Source organism: Rhodococcus sp. SG20037 (assembly GCF_031763325.1).
Classification (GTDB): Bacteria; Actinomycetota; Actinomycetes; order Mycobacteriales; family Mycobacteriaceae; genus Rhodococcus_F; species Rhodococcus_F qingshengii.
Genome location: NZ_CP134497.1, coordinates 630001 through 652058, shown reverse-complemented (window position 1 = coordinate 652058; position 22058 = coordinate 630001). Strand labels below are relative to the sequence as shown.

At 61.4% G+C, this 22058-nt stretch carries 16 protein-coding genes and 2 rRNA genes (1 of these 18 running past the window's edge); 9 read left to right on the top strand and 9 right to left on the bottom strand.

What is annotated here, in order from left to right:
* The first annotated feature begins 177 nt into the window (after positions 1-177).
* Complete coding sequence (locus RHP72_RS03050) at positions 178-318, top strand: hypothetical protein (RefSeq protein WP_003941170.1); 141 nt, start codon at positions 178-180, stop codon at positions 316-318.
* On the opposite strand, the gene RHP72_RS03045 is transcribed toward RHP72_RS03050, so the two are convergent.
* The gene (locus tag RHP72_RS03045) at positions 306-632 is read right to left on the bottom strand and encodes a hypothetical protein (protein ID WP_003941185.1); all 327 of its coding nucleotides are present in this window, start codon (positions 630-632) and stop codon (positions 306-308) included. The genes RHP72_RS03050 and RHP72_RS03045 overlap by 13 nt on opposite strands.
* Positions 633-671: 39 nt before the next feature.
* On the opposite strand from RHP72_RS03045, the gene RHP72_RS03040 reads away from it, so the two are divergent.
* From RHP72_RS03040 to RHP72_RS03015, 6 genes are all read left to right on the top strand, one after another.
* Positions 672-1076 carry a hypothetical protein gene (locus RHP72_RS03040; RefSeq protein ID WP_047269703.1) on the top strand — a complete coding sequence of 135 codons (405 nt, stop codon included), beginning with the start codon at positions 672-674 and terminating at the stop codon, positions 1074-1076.
* Positions 1077-1504: 428 nt separating this feature from the next.
* A complete protein-coding gene (locus RHP72_RS03035) occupies positions 1505-3358 on the top strand; it encodes a BCCT family transporter (protein ID WP_007727149.1) in 1854 nt (617 codons plus the stop codon).
* 122 nt (positions 3359-3480) lie between these two features.
* Positions 3481-7374: a Pls/PosA family non-ribosomal peptide synthetase gene (locus RHP72_RS03030; protein WP_118605532.1), complete on the top strand. Its 3894-nt coding sequence runs from the start codon at positions 3481-3483 to the stop codon at positions 7372-7374.
* An 11-nt stretch (positions 7375-7385) separates the two neighbouring features.
* Entirely contained in the window at positions 7386-8687 is a 1302-nt protein-coding gene (locus tag RHP72_RS03025; RefSeq protein ID WP_050655931.1) for a M1 family metallopeptidase, read from the top strand.
* 148 nt (positions 8688-8835) lie between these two features.
* On the top strand, positions 8836-9351 hold the full coding sequence (locus tag RHP72_RS03020; RefSeq protein ID WP_064443044.1) for a DUF1449 family protein: 516 nt from the start codon (positions 8836-8838) through the stop codon (positions 9349-9351).
* Between the two features lie 11 nt (positions 9352-9362).
* Positions 9363-10934: a flotillin family protein gene (locus tag RHP72_RS03015; RefSeq protein WP_003941083.1), complete on the top strand. Its 1572-nt coding sequence runs from the start codon at positions 9363-9365 to the stop codon at positions 10932-10934.
* Positions 10935-10979: 45 nt separating this feature from the next.
* Here RHP72_RS03015 and RHP72_RS03010 read toward each other — a convergent pair whose 3' ends face one another.
* Positions 10980-12254 (bottom strand): MFS transporter, encoded by a 1275-nt coding sequence (locus RHP72_RS03010; protein ID WP_070161580.1) that lies wholly within the window; start codon positions 12252-12254, stop codon positions 10980-10982.
* Positions 12254-12898: a GntR family transcriptional regulator gene (locus RHP72_RS03005; protein WP_007727164.1), complete on the bottom strand. Its 645-nt coding sequence runs from the start codon at positions 12896-12898 to the stop codon at positions 12254-12256. Before RHP72_RS03005 ends, RHP72_RS03010 begins: the two co-directional genes overlap by 1 nt.
* Positions 12899-13073: 175 nt before the next feature.
* Between RHP72_RS03005 and RHP72_RS03000 the strand changes: the two genes are divergently transcribed.
* Entirely contained in the window at positions 13074-14195 is a 1122-nt protein-coding gene (locus RHP72_RS03000; protein WP_125050252.1) for a GGDEF domain-containing protein, read from the top strand.
* Between the two features lie 14 nt (positions 14196-14209).
* On the opposite strand, the gene RHP72_RS02995 is transcribed toward RHP72_RS03000, so the two are convergent.
* The 4 genes from RHP72_RS02995 to RHP72_RS02980 form a co-directional block, all read right to left on the bottom strand.
* The gene (locus RHP72_RS02995) at positions 14210-15007 is read right to left on the bottom strand and encodes an SDR family oxidoreductase (protein ID WP_311094294.1); all 798 of its coding nucleotides are present in this window, start codon (positions 15005-15007) and stop codon (positions 14210-14212) included.
* Between the two features lie 77 nt (positions 15008-15084).
* Positions 15085-15783: a class F sortase gene (locus RHP72_RS02990; protein ID WP_311094293.1), complete on the bottom strand. Its 699-nt coding sequence runs from the start codon at positions 15781-15783 to the stop codon at positions 15085-15087.
* Positions 15784-15912: 129 nt separating this feature from the next.
* The gene (locus RHP72_RS02985; RefSeq protein WP_244993223.1) at positions 15913-17367 is read right to left on the bottom strand and encodes a hypothetical protein; all 1455 of its coding nucleotides are present in this window, start codon (positions 17365-17367) and stop codon (positions 15913-15915) included.
* A gap of 625 nt (positions 17368-17992) precedes the next feature.
* Positions 17993-18451: a carboxymuconolactone decarboxylase family protein gene (locus RHP72_RS02980; protein ID WP_007727180.1), complete on the bottom strand. Its 459-nt coding sequence runs from the start codon at positions 18449-18451 to the stop codon at positions 17993-17995.
* A gap of 47 nt (positions 18452-18498) precedes the next feature.
* Between RHP72_RS02980 and RHP72_RS02975 the strand changes: the two genes are divergently transcribed.
* Positions 18499-19893 (top strand): PLP-dependent aminotransferase family protein, encoded by a 1395-nt coding sequence (locus RHP72_RS02975; RefSeq protein WP_007727183.1) that lies wholly within the window; start codon positions 18499-18501, stop codon positions 19891-19893.
* A 276-nt stretch (positions 19894-20169) separates the two neighbouring features.
* On the opposite strand, the gene rrf is transcribed toward RHP72_RS02975, so the two are convergent.
* Both rrf and RHP72_RS02965 read right to left on the bottom strand, forming a co-directional pair.
* Positions 20170-20286 (bottom strand): 5S ribosomal RNA (gene rrf, locus RHP72_RS02970).
* A 153-nt stretch (positions 20287-20439) separates the two neighbouring features.
* Positions 20440-22058 (bottom strand): 23S ribosomal RNA (locus tag RHP72_RS02965); it runs 1514 nt beyond the window's last position.

Sequence of the window (22058 nt, the reverse complement as noted above, 5' to 3'; positions counted from 1 at the left end):
GTGCCAAGTATCGAGACTTAGCTGTTAGAGGACACCGCCCCCGGGGATCTCGCTTGACGACGTTTGCTGCGTCGAAACTGCCTTCACATGTACTCCTCCTTCGAGTTCGCTTGTAACAAAACAACTCCCACGACCGAAAATGTCGGTGAACCACAACAGCGAAGGGAAGTAACGACTATGGGATCAGCAGACGTCATGGCCTGGCTCGCCGAGGGTTACCTCGCCGGCGATCCGATTCGCTATCCGCTCTACGTCGGATCGATGTTCCTCGCGATGCCGTTCCAACTGATCGGCGTAATTCTGGGTCACCCCTTCTGAATCGTCACATCAGGCCAGGGCGGTCGACGTAGAACTGCCAGGGTTGCGATCACCGCGGCCGCCAGCCCGATGAACTCCCCCATCAAAGCCGCCCTGGTGTGATCGACGGCCGGTGACCACGACGGCTCACCCTCGTGGATCGAGAACACTCCCACTGGCACCGGTATCGGGTCGCGGCGCCACCGCCGGTGTAGACGCGAAACCGTGATGATCGTCGATCCGTCGCTGGTCTGGTGCGGTTCTCCGAAGATCGTCGAGGCCCCTGATTCCCCTCGAAATCGCTCCACCGCATCACGAATCTCCATGATCTCCATCGTCGCACCGAAACAGCAACCCTGTGCGAGTATCGATCGATGGCCGAGTGGTGGAATCCGAGCAGGCGCGTCGAGCGATGGTGGCAGACGATCGTGCTGGCCTGGCTTCTCATTTTCTTCGGCCCAACCACCATCGACAAGGTCATCACAGAACCCACAGCTTGGAATTGGACATTCCTCGCAATCTGGCTTTTCGCGACGGTCGGGTCTGCTTACTACGCAGGCCAGGCCTGGCGAAACAGGAACAAACCTCAGTCGGTGTGGTGGGAAGGGACAACTGCCCCCACCGAAGTACCCGCCGACGACGTCCGTAGCGCACTCGCGTCGACAGACGACCGCATTCCGGCAATCAAGGCACTACGCGAACTACATCCGGGCTTGGGCCTGAAGGATGCGATGGATCTGATCGACGCTCAGCGGGGCGAACAGGGCCCGCAACACTGATAGTTGCGACCATCACAATCACAGTTAGGTATCGACACCTGACCGCCACGATCGAGCGAGCACGCCAAGAGTTAACCACCTGACAGACAGGCTGTTTCGCCTAGTTTGACAAATGTGGTCAATCGGTGAGCGTCGACTCGACCGATTCAACTCACCGTACCAATCGAATTCGCCGTTCAACATTCCACTCATGACCCAATGCCACTATTACCCAACGATTTACAACCGGAGCTACGGCATCCGGTGAGAACTTTCGCGACAGTGCAGCATCTTTCGTCCAGTTGAGTTGACCGAAACTTGACGTTACGTTGAATTTCAAAGCAATAGCCCGGCCTTGACCTGCGATGGTGTGAGCGAAACGCCCACCTACGCGTGACATGTGGCCGCCCTGCGGGGCGCTGTGAATGCCTGAACGTTCGAGGAGTGGAATGACTGCGGTCAAAACTGCGTGGCGTGAACTACGGAAACCCGTGTTCATCCCCGCGTCGATAGTGATCTTTGCCCTGATCGCCTTTGCCGTGATCTACGCGGGAACAGCCGCGGACGCTTTCGAAACACTCAACAACGTGATCAGCGACGGCGTCGGCTGGTGGTACATCCTCTCGGCCACCGGTTTCGTCATTTTTGCGCTGTACTGCGGAATCAGCCGCATCGGCAACATTCGATTGGGACGTGACGACGAGCAGCCCGAGTTCGGGATGCTCTCGTGGTTCGCGATGCTCTTCAGCGCCGGCATGGGCATCGGGCTCGTGTTCTACGGAGTAGCCGAACCACTTTCGCACTACGTGACCCCACCCGTCGCCGGGCAGATCGCCGGATCCACGGACGCCGCAGCCAATCAAGCCATGGAACTGACGCTGTTCCACTGGGGCTTGCATGCATGGGCGATCTACGTCGTCGTCGGCCTTGGTCTGGCGTACATGACCTACCGCAAGGGTCGTCCGCTCTCGATCCGTTGGTTGCTCGAGCCGCTCCTCGGACGGGCTCGCATCGAAGGAAAGATCGGCCACGCCATCGACGTCGTCGCCATCGTCGGCACGCTGTTCGGTGTCGCGACGTCGCTGGGCTTCGGTGTCCAGCAGATCTCGGCCGGCCTCGACTACCTCGGCTGGGTGGAGACCGACAACTGGTTGGTCATCACCATCATCGTCATCGTGACGGGCATGGCCACCTTCTCGGTCGTCTCCGGCGTCACCAAGGGCCTCAAGTGGCTCTCCAACATCAACATGATGCTTGCTGCCGCGCTGGCCCTGTTCGTCCTGATTCTGGGACCGACATTGTTCCTGATGCAGTCGTGGGTGCAGAACCTCGGCGGATACGTCCAGGCCTTGCCCGAGCTGATGCTGCGCACGTCCCCGTTCGCCGAAGACGGCTGGCAGGGTGCATGGACCATCTTCTACTGGGGTTGGTGGATGAGTTGGGCACCGTTCGTCGGCATGTTCATCGCGCGCATCTCACGCGGCCGCACCATCCGCGAATTCGTCTTCGGTGTGCTGCTGGCCCCGACGCTGGTTGGTTCGTTGTGGTTCACGATCTTCGGTAACTCCGGCATTCTGCGTCAGCGCAACGAGGGCACGATGCTCGACGCATCCGGCGCAGTGGACACCAACACGTCGTTGTTCACGCTTCTCGACGGACTTCCGCTCGGAACGATTTCGAGTGTTCTCGCGATCGTCGTGATCGTGTTCTTCTTCGTCACGTCCGCGGACTCCGGCTCGATCGTCATCGACATCCTCGCGACCGGTGGCAGCTTGGAGACCTCCAAGATCACGCGTGTCTACTGGACGTTCCTCTCCGGTGCCGCGGCCGCAGTTCTCCTCATCGTGGGTGGCAGTGGATCGCTCACGGCGCTGCAAACCGTTGCCATCGCCACGGCGGTACCGTTCTCGGTCATCATGGTGCTGGCATGTCTGTCGATGCTGAAGGCGTTCCGATACGAGGTCGCGTCGGCACCACGCTACCTGCGGGTTTCTACAAATGCCTCGGCATCGACCGACGTTCCGCAACCCACCGAAAAGCGGCTCCGCGATCTGAAGATCTCGTCGACCTTCGCCGGGCTGACCCCGTCACAAAGCGGAATCATGACGGATCCCTCCGACGCCCACATGCTCGTCGCGGTCCACGAAGTCCCCGCGCATGCGGTCAACATCGACCCGGATACCGGCGCCGTCGACTTCTCCGAGGAATCGAAGGTCGTCGATCCACTGGGCGGAGAGGTGTTCGACACACCCGAGTTCGCCGACTCGGCAGAAGGCCACGCGCAAGCTGCCAGTACGGACTGACCGGCACGTTCGGCATGTTGCATTAGGCATATCTGTTCACCAACTCGCAAACTTGTCATGAGACTTTCAACTCGACAGTTCGCAGGACTCTAAGTTTCGTGAGTAGAACAGGACCAACGGGTTTGCCACTCCAGTCGCAGTCGGAGACGGAACAATCTTTCGGGATTCCGTCCGTATTCCTACGGTCGGCGCATGCACCTGCGCCGCGCACGCTCATCGACATCGTGCGGGCCTCAGCCGAGGCCAACCCGGAAGCACCTGCCATCGACGACGGCGACACCACACTGTCGTACTCGGAGTTGCTCGACGAGATCGCGCTCGGTGCGCGCTGGCTCGGTGATGCCGGCGTCGGCGCAGGTGACCGCGTCGGAATCAGGATGCCGTCAGGTTCGCGTTCGCTGTACGTGGCGATCCTGTCGATCCTCGCGGCGGGCGCCGCCTACGTTCCCGTCGACGCCGACGATCCGGAAGAGCGCGCCGAGTTGGTGTTCGGCGAGGCGCAGGTAGCGGCAATCATCACCGGCGACGGAATCCAGCCGGGGACGGCGCCGAAGCGGCTCGAACATCCACCGGTTCGCGAACCCGAACCCGAGGACGACGCCTGGATCATCTTCACCTCAGGATCCACGGGCACCCCCAAGGGCGTCGCGGTCACTCACCTCAATGCCGCAGCCTTCGTCGACGCCGAGGCGCGCATGTTCCTCCAGGACGAGCCCATCGGGCCTGGTGACCGCGTCCTCGCGGGACTCTCCGTGGCATTCGACGCGTCCTGCGAGGAGATGTGGCTCGCGTGGCGCCACGGCGCCTGCCTCGTCCCGGCTCCTCGTTCGCTGGTTCGCAGCGGCATGGACCTCGGCCCGTGGCTGGTCTCGCGTGACGTCAGCATCGTCTCCACTGTGCCGACGCTTGCGTCTCTGTGGCCGGCCGAGGCCCTCGAAGCCGTTCGACTCCTGATCTTCGGCGGCGAAGCCTGCCCACCCGAACTGGCAGAGCGCCTGGCCGTCGAGGGCCGCGAGGTCTGGAACACTTACGGCCCCACCGAGGCAACCGTCGTCGCCTGCGGCGCACTGATGGACGGCAAGAGCCCCGTCAGCATCGGCCTCCCCCTCGACGGCTGGGACCTTGCCGTCGTCGACGCCCAGAGCAATCCCGTCGCGGTCGGTGAGGTAGGCGAGCTGGTGATCGGCGGCGTCGGCCTCGCCCGTTACCTCGATCCCGCGAAGGACGCCGAGAAGTACGCGTCGATGCCCTCTCTCGGGTGGGAACGCGCCTACCGAAGCGGCGACCTGGTCCGGCTCGAGACCACCGGCCTGATGTTCCAGGGCCGCGCGGACGATCAGGTCAAGCTCGGCGGCAGGCGCATCGAACTCGGTGAGGTCGACAACGCCTTGCAGAACCTGCCGGGCGTGAGCGGCGCTGCGGCCGCCGTGAAGAAGACGGCAGCCGGCAACCAGCTCCTCGTCGGATACATCGCCAGCACGGATCCCAACTTCGATCTCAAGGCCGCTCATGCGCTGCTCAGCGAGCAACTACCAGCGGCCCTCGTGCCGCGTCTGGCGTTGATGGACGAACTTCCGACGCGTACGTCAGGCAAGGTCGACCGCAATGCGCTGCCGTGGCCGTTGCCCGGCGCCGGTGAAGATGCGGGGGCCGCGTTGGGCCTCGACGGCACCGCTGCCTGGGTTGCCGGTCTGTGGGGTTCGATCCTGGGCGCGCAGATCACCGGACTCGACGACGACTTCTTCGAAGTGGGCGGCGGATCCCTCTCTGCGGCTCAGCTGGTAACCGCCCTGCGCGAGCGGTTCCCCGAAGTGACCGTCGCACAGCTCTACGACCACCCACGGTTGGGATCGCTCGCCGAATATCTCGACGAATTGGCACCCACCGAAACTGTGGAGCCGCGCATCGTCGCTCCGACACCCTTGAAGACTCAGCTCGCGCAGATCGCCGTCACCGTTCCGCTCACGACGCTCACCGGACTGCAGTGGGTGACGTGGCTGGCGATCGCGAACAACGTCCTCGGCTGGTTCGTCGACGTCAGCTGGGCGCCCACGGTCTCGTGGTGGTGGATCCTGTTGGCGTTCATCGTGTTCATCACGCCGATCGGCCGTATGACCATCGCCGTCGTCGGGGCGCGCCTGCTCCTACGCAAGCTGGAACCGGGCACGTATCCGCGAGGCGGTAGTGAACACCTGCGTCTGTGGATAGCGCTGCGACTCACCGAAGCCAGTGGCGCAGCCAACCTTTCGGGCGCACCGTGGATGCTCTACTACGCCCGCGCCCTCGGCGCCGACATCGGCAGCGGCGTCGATCTCCACACCCTTCCTCCCATCACCGGCATGCTCGAACTCGGTGACGGCTGCTCCGTCGAACCCGAAGTCGACCTCTCCGGCCACTGGATCGACGGCGACGTCATTCACATCGGCGAGATCAAGATCGGTGACGGCGCCTCCGTCGGTTCACGCTCGACGCTTCTGCCCGGCGCGCGTATCGGTCGCGACGCCGTCGTCGAACCCGGATCTGCGGTGTTCGGCCGAGTGAAGGCAAACCAGCAGTGGGCCGGCTCCCCCGCCACCAAGGTCGGGAAAGCGAATCATCCTTGGCCTGCCGAACATCCGAAGCGTGCACCCGGCTGGGTGCCGGTATACGGTGTCACCTCGGTCTTCCTGGCCGGTATGCCGATCTTCGCGCTGATGGCCGGGATCGCATTGATCGGTTGGTGGATTCGCGACACCGACACGCTCGCGAGTGCAGTGCTCCAATCGCTGATCATGCTTCCCGTCGCGACCATCCTGAGTTTGCTCGTCTTCGCAGTCGTCACCCTTGTGGCCGTTCGTCTTCTCTCGATCGGGCTGACCCCCGGTTACCACCCTGTCCGCAGCCGCATCGGCTGGCAGGTGTGGGCGACCGAACGCCTGCTCGACTCGGCCAGAACCTTCCTCTTCCCGCTCTACGCGAGCCTGCTGACACCGGGATGGCTCCGCCTTCTCGGCGCCAAGATCGGCAAGAACGTCGAAGCCTCCACCGTGCTCCTCCTTCCCAAGTTCACGACGGTCGCCGACGGCGCATTCCTCGCTGACGACACCATGGTTGCGAGCTACGGCCTCGGCGGCGGCTGGATGCACATCGAACAGGCGAAGATCGGCAAGCGCGCGTTCCTCGGCAACTCCGGTATGACCGCCCCCGGTCGACGCGTCCCCAAGAACGGTCTGGTGGCGGTTCTGTCGGCTACCCCGTCCAAGGCCAAGTCCGGATCATCGTGGCTGGGTAGTCCACCGGTACGTCTGAGAAGGGCTGCCGGAGACACCGACGCCGCCCGCACGTTCAATCCGCCCATGCGCCTCAAGATCGCCCGCGGAGTGGTCGAAACCTGCCGACTGATCCCCGTCATGGTCACGTTCGGCATTGGTCTCGGTGTTCTGTTTGCACTCGAAGCACTGGTCGGCGCAGTCGGATTCTGGTTCGCGGCTCTGCTGAGCGGCGTAATTCTGCTCGTCGCCGGAGCAGTGGCGGGCGCGATCACCATCGCCGCCAAGTGGATCGTCGTCGGACGCATCGCCAAGGTCGAGCATCCGCTGTGGAGTTCGTTCGTCTGGCGAAACGAGGTAGCCGACGCCTTCGTCGAGACCGTCGCGGCGCCGTGGTTCGCTCGCGCGGCGACTGGTACGGCCGTACTGAACATCTTCTTGCGTGGACTCGGGGCCAAGATCGGTAAGGGCGTTTGGTGTGAGTCGTACTGGCTACCCGAGGCAGATCTTGTGACTTTGGGCGACGGAGCGACAGTGGAACGGGGGTGCGTCGTGCAAACTCATCTCTTCCATGATCGGATCATGTCCATGGACACCGTCACTTTGGGAGCAGGAGCAACGCTGGGACCGCACTGTGTCGCGCTACCCGCAGCCGGCATCGGCGCGGGAGCGACGGTAGGGCCTGCATCTCTGGTGATGCGAGGTGACACCGTTCCGCCCTCCACCCGCTGGCAGGGCAACCCGATTGCACCGTGGGTGGCGTCGTGAAGCCGAACCGAATGCTCGAGGAGCCGATCGATCCGTACCTGCCGCTCAACGGCAACCGCGGGTACCGCGTGTCCCGGTACGAACTGGAACTGACGTACAAGGTCTTCAGCAACCGTCTCGCCGGCAAAGCTGTCATCACCGCTGTCACCACCGAGAGCCGATCCAAGTTCAGCTTCGACCTCGCACAGAACCTGCAGGTGTCCAAGGTGTCCGTCAACGGTGCCCGCGGCACCAAGTACGCGCACTTGAACAACAAGCTGATCCTCACGCCGTCTACCAAGATCCCCGCGGGCGGTGCCCTGTCGGTCACCATCGCGTACAGCGGCAACCCCGAGCCGATCAAGAGCCTGTGGGGCGAAGTCGGCTGGGAGGAACTCGACGAAGGAACTTTGGTCGCAAGTCAGCCCAACGGCGCGGCGTCCTGGTTCCCGTGCGACGACCATCCGATTTCCAAAGCGTCGTACCGAATCTCGATCACCACCGATTCCCCGTTCTATGCCCTCGCCAACGGCAAGCTGATCCGCAAGCAGACCCGTGCGAGTCAGACGACGTGGGTCTACGAGCAGACCGAACCGATGGCAACCTACCTGGCAACCATTCAGATCGGTCAGTACGAGCACCGACAAGTGAGCGCCGGGCCGGTACCGGTCTTCGCCGTTCACCCACCTCGGCTGCGCGCAGCGTTCGACGTCGACTTCGGGCGCCAACCCCAGATGCTGGAGGTCTTCGGAAAGCTGTTCGGCCCGTATCCCTTTGCCGACTACACCGCTGTGGTCACCGACGACGAACTCGAAATCCCCATCGAAGCGCAGGGACTCTCGATCTTCGGAGCCAACCATTGCACAGGCAGGCGCGGTTCCGAACGTCTTGTCGCACACGAGCTTGCCCATCAATGGTTCGGCAACAGCCTCACTCTCGGGCAGTGGTGCGACATCTGGCTGCACGAAGGCTTTGCCTGTTACGCGGAGTGGATCTGGTCCGAGAATTCCGGTGGTCCGTCCTCGAACCAACTCGCGACAAACGCCTATCAAGGGCTCGGGCGTAAATCTCAGGACTTGATCGTCGCCAATCCCGGTCCTGCCCTGATGTTCGACGATCGAATCTACAAGCGGGGCGCATTGACTCTGCACGCCCTGCGCGGCGTTCTCGGAGACGAGAAGTTCTTCGAACTGATCCGTCAGTGGACCACGAAGCATCGGCACAGCACGGTCAGTACCGAGCAATTCACCGATCTCGCTTCACGTTTCACCGACACTCCATTGCGCCCACTGTGGGATGCATGGCTGAATCAGCGCTCTCTGCCTCGTCTCTGACGCTCTCTCACCGCGATATCACCACGCCGAAACATTCCGAATGCGCCGATTAGCTTTGTCTTACCTTTACTATAGAGGTGGGCCGAGGGACGACCCCGACAACACAATTCTCAGGGCACGCTTCCTCGACAGGTAGATCGGGGGATCGATGTTCGTTGTATTCACAATATGTTTCGTAATCGGGGTCGTCGCCCTGATCGGAGCCTTTGCCGTCGGCGAGGTTGCAGATCTGGGCGGCGGCCACGCAGACGGGCTGCCATTTCTGAGCCTGACAACCTTGGCCACAGCACTTTTCGGCTTCGGCGCCGGCGGCGTAGCTGCCACTCTCGCGGACGCTCCGACATTGGTAGCGGCGATTGCAGCACTCGCACTCGCCGCCGTTCTCGTTGTCGTCACGCGCGGCCTACTTCTCCCCTATCTCATTAAGCAACAAGATAATTCGCACATCGGACGAGCTTCGTACTCCGGGCTGTTGGGCACGGTCACCCTCACCATTGCAGCCGAAGGTTGGGGAGAAGTCTCGTTCGTCGACGCCGAAGGCAATCGCGTGCAGGCCAAGGCCGTCAGTGCACAGCCGATGGCGCTCACCACCGGCACCACCGTCTACATCGCCGATGTAGACGATCAATACCTTCACGTCGTCACGGTTGACGACGCGATCTAAGGACTCGATACATGCTGCCAATCATCATCATTGCGGTTGTAGTCGCAGTAATCATCTTCATCGTTCTCCCCGCGATCTACGTGAAGAACTACGTCAAGGTCCCGCCGAACGAAGTGGCGGTCTTCACCGGACGAGGCAAGCCGAAAGTCGTCCGCGGCGGAGCCCGGTTCAAGATTCCGGGAATCGAACGCGTCGACATCATGTCGCTCGAGCCGTTCAACGTCAGCATCAATCTCAAGAATGCGCTCTCCAACGACGGTGTTCCGGTCAACGTCGAGGCAGTCGGCCTGGTACGAATCGGTTCCGCCGACGAAGCGGTTCAGACAGCGGTGCAACGATTCCTGACCTCCGACCTGGACGAACTCCAGCAGCAGATCAACGAAATCCTCGCCGGCAGCCTGCGCGGAATCACCGCAACCATGACGGTCGAGGATCTGAACTCCAACCGCGATTCGCTCGCACGCAGCGTGGTCGAGGAGGCAGGCGGCGACCTCGCACGCATCGGCATGGAAGTCGATGTCATCAAGATCGCGGGAATCTCCGACTTCAACGGCTACCTCGAATCGCTCGGTCAGCGCCGCATCGCCGAGGTCAAACGTGATGCCGCGATCGGAACTGCTGAAGCAGAGCGTGATTCGCAGATCCAGTCGGCAAAGGCGCGACAGGCAGGCTCCGTCGCACAGGCCGAGGCCGACACTGCGATCGCGAGTGCAAATCAGAAGCGCGACGTCGAACTCGCTCGCCTTCGAGCACAGACCGAAGCCGAGAACGCCGAAGCCGACCAGGCCGGACCACTCGCGCAGGCAACGGCCGAGAAGGCCGTCGGCATCGCACGTGAGCAGGCCGAGGCGGCCCGCGTCGAAGCTCGCACCGAGGTCGAGCGTCGTCGCGCCCAGCAATCGGAAGCGGCATTGCAGGCAGATGTCATTGCACCGGCCGAGGCCGAACGCCAAGCCTCCATCGCACGCGCAGAGGGTGAGCGACAGGCCGCGATCCTCCGCGCCCAGGCACAGGCCGAGTCAGCAAGGCAGGCCGGCGGGGCTCAGGCCGATGCACGAAAGCTCGTCGCCGACGCTGTTCGCTCCGAGCAGCAGGCTGATGCCGACGGCCTTCGAGCACGTCTGGAAGCCGAAGCTGACGGCCGCAAGGTAGCGGCCGACGCCGTTCGCGCCGAACAGCAGGCCGAAGCGGATGGTTTGCGCGCCAAGCTCGAAGCCGAGGCTGCCGGTAAGCGTCAGATCGCCGAGGCGCTCAATTCCTACACCCCGCAGGCCGCGCAGTTGCTCACTCTGCCTGACGTTCTGGCAGCACTGGTCGACGCCACCGCAGCAGCAGCGAAGCCGGTCGGCGACATCGATCGGATCTCCATCGTCGGCGGCAGCGACGGGGCGCAGGGTTCGATCGGCTCGATCCTGGGCATCAGTCCCCAGGTGATTGCCGGTGTCATCGAAACTCTCGAAAGCTCAGGCGTCGATATCACCGGTTTGCTCAACGGCCTGAACAAGACCGCATCGGTTCCGGCCGGTTCGGTACACAATTCGGTCCACAGTTCGGAAAACGGTTCCGCAACTGTAGACGCGTGATTTCGCCCCGGTCCGCCGACTCTCGCAGGGGTCGGCGGACCGGCTTCACGCGCTCGGCAGGTGTGAACGCGACTTGAAGAGAATCAGAATCAAGCAGGCAGCGGCGGCGGCTGATCCGAACAGCAGAGTCACCGTGTAGCTCAGTGCCGGAATGCTTTCCGACAGCATCGCCAGCAACGCAGGCACCGCGAACCCGATGTAGGTGATCGAGTAGAACACCGCGGTCAATCCTGCCAGATCGTCCGGCCCCGCGATTCGCTGGATCTCCAGCAACCCGGACACCAGTGCCATGCCGTACCCGCAACCGAGGATCGCTGCAGCCACGATCGCGATCGCCACGGTCAGCGTCGACGCAACCAGAGCAGCACCGGCCATACCGACCACCAGAAACACCAGAGCCACAACGGCGCCACGAGCACTGCGGTCGGTGTCGATTTTGCGCCCCAACGACTGAATCGCGAATCCGCATGTCAGCGCGACCATGCACAGCAGAGCCGAAAAGGCCACGGGCGCATCGCCACTGTGCCCGGTCATGAGCGCCGGAATAACTGCATACGCGACACTGGCGGCACCGAACACCCACGGCGCCAACGGAACAACGACGTAGAGGAATCTGCGGTGACCTGCCGAGGGGATCTTGAGGTCGTCGATCAACCTGCGACGGTCGGATTTCGCCTGTGCCGGTCGTGTTTCGGGCGCACGCCACAGCGCCATGGCGGCGAGGACGGTGATCGCGATGTGCAGCACGTACGCCAACACACTCGGCATGGGCGCCCACTGCGCCAAGATTCCCGCAGCACCCGCTCCCAAGGCGAAGCCCGCGGTCAGACTCATCGCTGCTCGCCGAGCACCTGCGCCTTCCGACGCCGTCGGATCCCAAGGTTGCGTGGACAACTCCTTGACCCAGGAGCCGCCGACGGCCATACCGATCCCCAAGGCGATGCCACAGAGGATTCTTCCCAGGATGAGAGCAGCGGCGGAGTCCGCCCCGAAAGCGAGCAGCGTCGAACCGGCGATCGCGATGATCGGCGAGGGGAGCATGATCGGGCGTCGACCCAATCGATCGGACAGCGGGCCGCCGAGCAGCAGGGCCGGCACAATTCCGACGACGTAGGCGAAGAGGAAGAAATCGACCATCACCGGCGAATAGCCGTGGTCGAGTCGGTACATCACCAGCAGTGGGGTGAATTCGTTTCCGCCCCAGGCAGCGGCGAACATACTGGCGGCAACGGTCAGCCACAGCCACTTTCCGCCGGAGATGCGTTCACCCTCGAGACGAGTTTCGGCCGCGGTCCCAGCGCCGATCGTTTGGGTGCTCATCACAGAGTTCCTTCGAAGCCGAGGCCGTGGACCTGGCGCATGTGTGTGAGGACGGCAGTGTTGTATCCGTCGGCATCGCCTGTGTCGACGAGGTCGGTAAGCGCGGTGTGATCGGCAAGGATGCGCGAGAGTTGGCCGGGGTCGCGTGAGATCGACCGGGCTGTCATCCGTCGTTGCCTGTCGCGCAGACTCGCGTAGAACGAGTCGAGCAAAGGGTTCCCACCGGCGGCAACGATCATCTTGTGGAAGTCGGCATCGATTGCGCTGAACGCGGCCACGTCCCCGCGATCAGCAATCTCACGTTGCTCGATCAGATTCGCGCGCAACGCTGCGACAAGCGCTTCCCGTGCGTGCGGTCGGACCGACACCACTCGAACGCTCTGAGTCTCGACGAGCTGTCTGGCACTGACTACGTGTTCCGCTTCCCCATCCGCGACCGGGACGATCAGCGCCCCCTTCTTCGGATAGAGGCGCATCCAACCTTCCGACTCGAGACGCAGAAACGCCTCACGCACCGGCGTTCGGCTCACATTGGTCCGTGCAGCGATGTCACCCTCACTGATCAGCTCCCCGCCGGCGAGCTCGCCGGAAAGGATCAGCTCCTTGACTTCGCGGAAGACGGTTTCGGAAGCGGAATACAACATAGACACAAGATGTATTTATACTCCACGCTGGCGCAACGCAGACATCCGGGTCGCCGATCCGAACATCTCGGTCCGATGCGGCATCGATCCAGTTAGCATTGCAAGGTGCCAGACAGAAGAGGAATCAGTTCGCGATGAATGGCGCACGCTCCAGCCTTCGAGGACTGATGCACTCATGACATCGCAGATGAAGTCGATGAGGACGCTGACCCGCGAGTGGTTGATTCTTCCCGATCAATACGACCGCTTCACTCGCTATCTCCGCGACAACGGCCTCACGACCGCCACCCGGCTATTACTTGGCATCATTGTCATCGGACTGGGAGTGTGCGCACTACTGAACAGATTCAGCCCTGCCGGTCCGACAAGCACGATTGCGCTGTTCTTCAATACTGCTGTCGTGATCTCGTGCTTCGTAGTCGGAGTCTCATGGTGGGTCTTCGGCCCCACAAAGCGTCGCTCGTTCGGTTTCGTGGTCTTCTGCGACATCGCGGTCACGATCTCCGTCGTTGGAGATTCCTCCCAGCTCGCACGATTGCTCACCTGTGTCATTTTTGCTCTGGTCGGCATCTACATCGCCTACTTCCACAACCCGAAGTTGCAGATCGCGCACATAGCTTTCTCGCTTCTTGTGATCGCGGTGGCTGCGCAGCCAATTCTGTTCGGGCCGGATCGCGATCCAGCCCTTGGTGTTTCGAAAGTACTGGTCGTCATCACCGCGTTGGTGGTCTGCGCATTCATCTCGCAGATCGTGCTGACGATGCTCAGCATGGATGCTTCCAGTTCCGACCTCGATCCTCTCACCGGCCTCTTGAACCGTCGTGGCCTCGACCGCCACGTCGAGAAGGTACTCGAGGGGTTCCAGCGTCAAGAATCTGCGGCACTACTCGTGATCGCGATCGACATCGACCGGTTCAAGACGATCAACGACGTGCACGGCCACGACGTCGGCGATCGCATCATTCTCCGGGTATCGCAGCGGTTATCCGCCTGGGCACACGCTGATGCTGTCGTCGCGCGGGTCGGCGGCGACGAATTCATCCTCGTTCAAAGACTTTCCGTGCCAGCCATCGGACCGATGCTCAACTCGATCGGACCGGCAATGCACTCGAATTCCGACGAGATACCGTCGACTTCGAGCATCGGAATCGCCGTGCGTACCCACAAATTCGTCGCCGGAGAAGACCGCGCAGCAGCGTTCACGGACATGCAGAAAGTCGCCGATTCGGCGATGTACGAAAGCAAGAGACTCGGCGGCGGACGCGTTCACACGATCGTCACCACCGCCGGCAGGTAGCAGTACGCACAATTTCAGTAGTAGACCGGCCCTGGCACTCCTCCACCCGCTGCCACTGCGTCACCGGTGATCGCGATGCTTCGCGGCGATGCCAGGAAGGTCACGACGTCGGCTACTTCTTCGGCATCGATGATCCGATGTATCGAGTTCGTCGCGATACCACGCTCCACCTCTGCCTGCGAGCGGCCGGATTCTTCCGACTCGCGCGTAATCCGTGCGGTCAACCTCTCGGTCCTCGTCACGCCCGGATGGACGACGGTGACGTTGATTCCCTTGGAGCCCAGCTCGTCCGCAAGATTCTTGGTCAGTGCAGACACACTGACGTTGCGGATCGTGTGGGCGATCGAAGTGGCCTGTCTGGCACCCAAACCGCTGATGTTGATGATCCGACCCCAACCCTGATCAATCAGATACGGCGCCACAGCGCGCGCAGTTCGCAGGTACCCCAGCACTTTCACTTCGACTTCGTCTCGCACGACGTCGTCGGTGGTCGCCTCGAAATCCGTCGGCTTTCCGGCGCTGAACGGCGTCGCTGCCGAATTGACCAGAATGTCGACACCGCCGAACTCCATTACCACTTGCCGCACCGACGCCTGAACCGCGTCGTCGTCTCGCGTATCCGTCACGACTCCGATCGCACGAATTCCGAACTCCGAAACCAAATCTCGTGCAACGCTTACGACGGTTCGCTCAGTGCGCGCGAGTATCGCGATGTCGACCCCTTCAGCGGCCAGACCTCTGGCGATTGCCAGACCGATCCCCTTGCTACCACCGGCAACGATCGCACGCTTTCCAGACAAGTGAAGATCCATACCTGCGACACTATCCAACAGGCGGTCCCCGATCTCTACGAAGAGGGATCGGGGACCGTCGGAATCATTCCTGTGTCTCAGACCATCAGATCCGCGTACAGGTAGACGTTGTCGGCGTAGTTGCCCACACCGTCCTCGAATTGCAGTTCGCCGCCGCAGGTTACGACTGCCAACTTACGAGGGCCTTCCGGGCCGGCCAGCACGCTTTCCTCCACACCATCGGCCTTCGGGCGCGTCGTCACCGCAGTCACCTTCCACGACGTGCTCTTACCCGTCGCGTCGGATGTACGGATCACTTCACCCGGCTCGATCGTGCCCAGGTCGAACAGCGCGCCGTTACCCTGGCCGGTCAGATTGACGTGTCCGGCAATTAAGGTCGTGCCGGTGGCGGAATCGAGAGATGCACCGTCGAGCCAGATTCCGACGTTCTTGACGTTCTCCGGCGGAGTGAGAACTCCTTCCGGCACGGTGGCGTCCACGATCGGCGCCTGAACACCGACCGGGTCGAGCGAAAGGGTGTTGGGAGTCATCAACGCATCCGTAGGCGTTGCCGGATTCGCGGAGTGCGACATGACAACTCCCGGACTCGGCGGGATCGCAGCATCGCCATCGGAGGATCGCAGGCCGACGAAGGCCATGGAAGCACCGGCGGCCAACACCGCGATGAGAGCCAGAATGAACGCGACACGACGCCCTTTGCCTGGACTCGCGGGCTGAACGTGGTTGGGATCGTCGTATGGATTGGATGGATTGGGATCCGACTCGTACATGGTCATCGAACTGTCTCCTGCGGGATGAGGCGCCCCCGGCACCTCGTGCGAATTGACGCCCCCTGCGTCTGATCAATGTCGGCACCGATCACACGAAGCGTGATCGGTGCCGACGTCTACTACACGTGCCTGGTGTCAGGATCGCTTGCGGCGGAGAGCAACTGCTCCGGCAGCAGCCATTCCGACAAGCCCGAGGCCCGTCACTGCGACGGCGACGTTGCGGCCTGAATTCTGTTCAGCAGCACCACCGTCGATGGCAACCGGGCGGGGGCCAGTGGCCGGCTTCGGAGCCGACGGCGCCGGAGTTGCGGGAGTTGCAACCGGCTGCGACGGAACAGGTGCACCCGGAACTACAGGCACAATCGGCACGATGGGCACGATGGGCACGATCGGAACAATCGGCACGATCGGAACGACCGGGGTTGCAGGCGTCGTGGTGGCCGGTGTGGTCGTTGCCGGTGTCGTTGTTGCCGGCGTGCTCGTTGCCGGTGTCGTCGTGGGTGCTGCTGCATATCCGACGCTGGCAGATGCATTCATCGAAGCCGGCCGAACGGTGTCGAACGACGCGAAGATCTGGCACTGTGCGCCTGCCGTGTTCCAGTGCAGGTTCTCGACCGAATCCGGAATGACGCTTGCAGTCACCGAGTAGTCCCCGCCGGCCGCAGCGGTGAGGCAAAGATCAACAGCAGTCGGTGCGTCGCCGCGGCCGTCGACCGTCAGTTGGTTTGCAGTCAACGTCGCCTTGGCGTTGTCACCACAGACGGTCAGTTCGGTGCCCGCCGAGGACTGAACAGTGATCGGCTTCCGGTACATATTCGTATTCAGGGTGAAAACGGCAGTCTCGCCGGCCTTCAGAGTCCCCGTCGCGGGTGTCTTGCGAACGAGGTCGAGCGTCTGCGTGACGTTCATGATCTCGACGATGCGAGCTCGCTCGTCGTCTCCGATGTTCCTGTCGCACAGGCTTTTGAAATCGGCCATCAGCGGATTGTCGTAGTCCGAGACACACCACACAAGCGTCTGCCGCGCCGAACGTGCATCCTCGCTGCCATTTCCCGAAACGACACCGTCGAGTTTGGCGGGATTCTGCAGCAACCAACTGATGACAGCGAGATCGTCGGCTGACAGATCGGGATTGCCCGAAGACGGCACCGTCGCACCCATCTCGTCGTTGTGCTTGTCAACCGGCAAACCGTTCTCGTCGACACCGGCACACGGATCGAGATCGAAGTCCGTGCAGTACATCCATTCCGACTTCGCAATTCCGTCGACGTCGCGGACACCGCAGACCGGAGCATCCACCGCGGCCGAGGTACCCCGATCGGTGGTGCCGTACATCGGCACGATGTTGCCGTCGTTGTAGTGATCCAGCCGAATGCCGGAGATGTCGAGCATCTGCTCCGAGGGCGTGTACTCGGTGCCCTCACACAACCCGGCGGTGAACGCCGGAGCGGCCGCGGTTCGCACCGGCATCGGCGCGGACACAGCTGGCGAAGCAAAAGCAACGCTACTACCGGCGACCGTTACGGCAATAGCTGCAGTTAGCGAGAGCCGGAGAACAAGCGGCCTACGCCGTGAACCAGACACAGTCATCAAAGCTTCCCTTTCAAGACATTTCGGTAGCGGGACGGTTGCCTGGATTCCCAATACCACGCCACCCAGCGCTCACTTCCGAGAGGATCAGCCGATCACTTTTGGCAATCAGCCAGTTACTGAATGGCAATGTAGTGCATGTTTCAAGAAAGATCACCCAATCGTCGAGCACCCAGGGCGCAGCTTGGACATTCGGATGACGAGTTAGCCATGAAGATGACTGAACCTTTGTCCAACCGCACAACAATCGCGATCCCCCCCAAATCTGCTCATCCAACCGCGACGTTCCCGACATTTCGCCAACGCTAGCCAGTCGGTAACTTGGACATTCTGGGGAAACTCACAGGAAGGGGCGTTTTCAGCTCGCGCGCAAAAGAAGGGGCCCGCTATGCGGACCCCTTCGCCGGAAACTTCCGACCGAGACTGCTTTGTCGGGATTCGGGCAACTTGTAGATGCCCCAGAACAATCTCCACTCACATTATGTGATTTGCCTCACATTCAAAGAATCTGTTGGTTTTGTTCACACCTTGAACCAATCTTTTGGTCCTCTTTGCGTCGATTATCCAGATCTCCGACGGCGGAACCCTGCCCTGCCCTGCCGGAGAGCGGAGCACGAGCCTCGGATCAGTCTCGGACCGGAGGCGCCTTCCTCGTGGTAACCGCAATGCGATTCCACGCATTGATCGTCAAAATGACGCTGATGAGCTGAGCCAGTTCCACGTCCGAGAATTCGCCGGCAGCCTCGCTGTACACCTCGTCCGGAACGAAACCGTCGGTGAGGACTGTCACGGCCTCGGTCAAGGCGAGCGCGGCTCGTTCACGATCGGAGTACATCCCTCGCGCTTCTTCCCACGCGTTCAGTAGGTAGAGCTTCTGCTCCGTGACGCCGACCTTTCGGGCGTCGCGAGTGTGCATGTCCAGGCACCATGCGCAATGATTCAGCTGCGACGCACGCGTGAGGACCAGCTCGACGAGCGTCGGCTCCAGCCCCTTGCGTGCAGCGGCATCCAACGCAATCATCGCCTTGTAGACCTCGGGCGCCAGCTTTGCGATATCCAGTCTTTGTCCTGTTGCTGTAGTCATAACTCAAACGGTAATCCCGGAAAGACCCGGAAACATGGTTCAATCCGGTGGTGAATTCGTGGGCCAATCTTGGGTTCGATCTACATATCGAGCTGCCACAGGGAATCGGGGTTCGCGCTGCACTGCTTCAGACCCTTCGCGACGCGATCGACAGTGGACTGCTGAAGCCCGGCACCAGACTCCCACCTTCCCGCACCCTCGCGCTCGACCTCGGAGTTGCCCGAAACACCGTTGCGGACTGCTATGCCGAACTCGCCGCAGCTGGGTGGCTTGTCACACGGCCTGGTTCCGGGACCCTGGTCGCCACGCTCGCCAGCACACACACCCGCGAGGTCGAGCCATCACCGACTCGACGACGCTGGACCTACAGCCTTCTCCCTGGATCGCCCGACGCGTCGGCGTTTCCCCGCGCTGCATGGATTTCGTCCGCCAGACGTGCTTTGACCACCGCGCCGACCGACGCGTTCGCGACTACTGATCCCAGAGGCCGAGTCGAACTCCGAAACGCCCTCACCACATACCTGAGCCGCACCAGAGGCGTTCGCGTCGATCCGAACTGCATTGTGATCAGTGCCAGCTCGGGTCACGGGATCTCCCTCCTTGCCCGCGCACTCGGAGGAACGATTGCGGTCGACGCTTTCTGCCTTCACCTGCACCGGCAGTTGCTCGCCGACGAAGGGCTGCTGACAGTTCCCATATCGGTTGACGAATCAGGCACTTGCACAGACGAATTGGCCTCTACATCTGCTGAAAGTGTTCTGCTGACGCCGACCCATCAGTTCCCTCTCGGCGGTCCCCTCACACCGGCGAGGCGCGCGACCGCTCTCGAATGGGCCACGACTACGGGCGGCGTCATCATCGAGGACGACTACGACGGCGAATTCCGTTACGACAGAAAACCTGTCGGTGCACTCCAAGGAATCGCACCGCAGCACGTTGCGTACCTGGGCACTGTCAGCAAGACACTGTCGCCGGCAATTCGCATCGGATGGATGGTGTTGCCGGACAGGCTGATCGAACCTGTCCTCGCAACAAAGGGACCCTACGAACGCTGGGTAAGTTCAACGGATCAATTGACCTTGGCGGACTTCATCGAATCCGGAAGATTCGACAGCCATATTCGAAAGATGCGCACCTCGTACCGACGACGACGCGATCAACTGGTTGCGACACTTGCGCAGCAAGTACCCCAGGTCAGGGTCGAGGGGATCTCCGCGGGACTTCACGCTGTGATCCGTCTGCCCTCCGGCACCGAACAATCTGTTCTTGCAGCGGCCCGGGCGCGCGATCTCGGGCTCGAAGGGCTTTCGGTCTTCCGACATCCCGACGTGTCGTCAGTCGGCGGTGACGGCATCGTCGTCGGCTACAGCACGCCGACGCAGTCGCAGTACTCGAGGACGCTGGACGTGCTCTGCGAGGTGCTACAGGCAGCTCTGCGATAACGCCTGTCGGATCTGCCCATCCGCTCACCTGCCCTGCCCTGCCCTGCCCTGCCCTGATGGAGTGAACGTACCGTTCCCCTCGCCTAAGAGGGTGAGCGTGTCGTTCACTCGATCCCGGACGGGGTGGTGAGTCGGCTGTGCTCCCGCCCCTGATGGTGCGAACGGTACGTTCGGTCGATCTGAGGCGACGAACGTACCGTTCGCTCGAAGTCGGGGGTGTTTTGGGTACGAGAAAGCCCCCCAACCAGTACTGGTTGGGGGGCTTCTCTAATGTGTGTTCGGCGGTGTCCTACTCTCCCACACCCTGTCGAGTGCAGTACCATCGGCGCTGAAGGGCTTAGCTTCCGGGTTCGGAATGGGACCGGGCGTTTCCCCTTCGCTATGACCGCCGTAACTCTATGAAACTGTCACAGTAACCTTCTTCTGATCACCTGGTTTCACCACCCGTCAACACCAGTTTCTGGTGTTGGGGGATGGAGAAAACAGGGTTTCTCATCAGTATCTGTGTGTTGTTTCAGATACCGCACAGTGGACGCGTAGCTTCTTTGTGGTAAGTCCTCGGCCTATTAGTACCAGTCACCTGCATGCATTACTGCACTTCCAGTTCTGGCCTATCAACCCGGTGGTCTGCCGGGGGCCTTACCCCCTCGAGGGGGTGAGAAACCTCATCTTGGAACAGGCTTCCCGCTTAGATGCTTTCAGCGGTTATCCCTTCCGAACGTAGCTAACCAGCGGTGCTCCTGGCGGAACAACTGGCACACCAGAGGTTCGTCCGTCCCGGTCCTCTCGTACTAGGGACAGCCTTCCTCAAGTTTCTAACGCGCGCGGCGGATAGAGACCGAACTGTCTCACGACGTTCTAAACCCAGCTCGCGTGCCGCTTTAATGGGCGAACAGCCCAACCCTTGGGACCTACTCCAGCCCCAGGATGCGACGAGCCGACATCGAGGTGCCAAACCATCCCGTCGATATGGACTCTTGGGGAAGATCAGCCTGTTATCCCCGGGGTACCTTTTATCCGTTGAGCGACACCGCTTCCACTTGCCGGTGCCGGATCACTAGTCCCGACTTTCGTCCCTGCTCGACCTGTCAGTCTCACAGTCAAGCTCCCTTGTGCACTTGCACTCGACACCTGATTGCCAACCAGGCTGAGGGAACCTTTGGGCGCCTCCGTTACATTTTGGGAGGCAACCGCCCCAGTTAAACTACCCACCAGGCACTGTCCCTGAACCAGATCATGGTCCGAGGTTAGAGGTCCAATTCGATCAGAGTGGTATTTCAACAACGACTCCACGATAACTGGCGTCACCGTTTCACAGTCTCCCACCTATCCTACACAAACCGAACCGAACACCAATACCAAGCTGTAGTGAAGGTCCCGGGGTCTTTTCGTCCTGCCGCGCGTAACGAGCATCTTTACTCGTAATGCAATTTCGCCGAGTCTACGGTTGAGACAGCTGAGAAGTCGTTACGCCATTCGTGCAGGTCGGAACTTACCCGACAAGGAATTTCGCTACCTTAGGATGGTTATAGTTACCACCGCCGTTTACTGGGGCTTAAATTCTCAGCTTCGCTCCGAAGAACTAACCGGTCCTCTTAACCTTCCAGCACCGGGCAGGCGTCAGTCCGTATACATCGTCTTACGACTTCGCACGGACCTGTGTTTTTAGTAAACAGTCGCTTCTCACTGGTCTCTGCGGCCCCACCCAGCTCAGACAGTAAATGTCGTCACCAGACAGGGCCCCCCTTCTCCCGAAGTTACGGGGGCATTTTGCCGAGTTCCTTAACCATAGTTATCTCGATCGCCTTAGTATTCTCTACCTGACCACCTGTGTCGGTTTGGGGTACGGGCCGTGTGAAAGCTCGCTAGAGGCTTTTCTCGGCAGCATAGGATCACTGAATTCGCCTCAATCGGCTACGCATCACGTCTCAGGCTATGTGCGACCCGGATTTGCCTAGGTCACGCCCTACACGCTTACACCAGTATTACCACTGACTGGCTCAGCTACCTTCCTGCGTCACCCCATCGCTTGGCTACTACCAGATCAGGTCCCATGCATCCACCAACTCGAGACCCGAAGGTCTTCTCGTGGCTTCAGGATGGTTAGTATCACTGATTCACCATGGGCGCGTTCACACGGGTACGGGAATATCAACCCGTTGTCC

What these genes read in the sequence shown, in the direction of transcription:
- RHP72_RS02990 (WP_311094293.1), bottom strand. Translation starts at nt 15,783, where the DNA reads ATGACCATGTACGAGTCGGATCCCAATCCATCCAATCCATACGACGAT.
- RHP72_RS02980 (WP_007727180.1), bottom strand. Translation starts at nt 18,451, where the DNA reads ATGACTACAGCAACAGGACAAAGACTGGATATCGCAAAGCTGGCGCCC.
- RHP72_RS03035 (WP_007727149.1), top strand. Translation starts at nt 1,505, where the DNA reads ATGACTGCGGTCAAAACTGCGTGGCGTGAACTACGGAAACCCGTGTTC.
- RHP72_RS02995 (WP_311094294.1), bottom strand. Translation starts at nt 15,007, where the DNA reads ATGGATCTTCACTTGTCTGGAAAGCGTGCGATCGTTGCCGGTGGTAGC.
- RHP72_RS03025 (WP_050655931.1), top strand. Translation starts at nt 7,386, where the DNA reads ATGCTCGAGGAGCCGATCGATCCGTACCTGCCGCTCAACGGCAACCGC.
- RHP72_RS03015 (WP_003941083.1), top strand. Translation starts at nt 9,363, where the DNA reads ATGCTGCCAATCATCATCATTGCGGTTGTAGTCGCAGTAATCATCTTC.
- RHP72_RS03000 (WP_125050252.1), top strand. Translation starts at nt 13,074, where the DNA reads ATGACATCGCAGATGAAGTCGATGAGGACGCTGACCCGCGAGTGGTTG.
- RHP72_RS03010 (WP_070161580.1), bottom strand. Translation starts at nt 12,254, where the DNA reads ATGAGCACCCAAACGATCGGCGCTGGGACCGCGGCCGAAACTCGTCTC.
- RHP72_RS03050 (WP_003941170.1), top strand. Translation starts at nt 178, where the DNA reads ATGGGATCAGCAGACGTCATGGCCTGGCTCGCCGAGGGTTACCTCGCC.
- RHP72_RS03040 (WP_047269703.1), top strand. Translation starts at nt 672, where the DNA reads ATGGCCGAGTGGTGGAATCCGAGCAGGCGCGTCGAGCGATGGTGGCAG.
- RHP72_RS03045 (WP_003941185.1), bottom strand. Translation starts at nt 632, where the DNA reads ATGGAGATCATGGAGATTCGTGATGCGGTGGAGCGATTTCGAGGGGAA.
- RHP72_RS03020 (WP_064443044.1), top strand. Translation starts at nt 8,836, where the DNA reads ATGTTCGTTGTATTCACAATATGTTTCGTAATCGGGGTCGTCGCCCTG.
- RHP72_RS02985 (WP_244993223.1), bottom strand. Translation starts at nt 17,367, where the DNA reads ATGACTGTGTCTGGTTCACGGCGTAGGCCGCTTGTTCTCCGGCTCTCG.
- RHP72_RS03005 (WP_007727164.1), bottom strand. Translation starts at nt 12,898, where the DNA reads ATGTTGTATTCCGCTTCCGAAACCGTCTTCCGCGAAGTCAAGGAGCTG.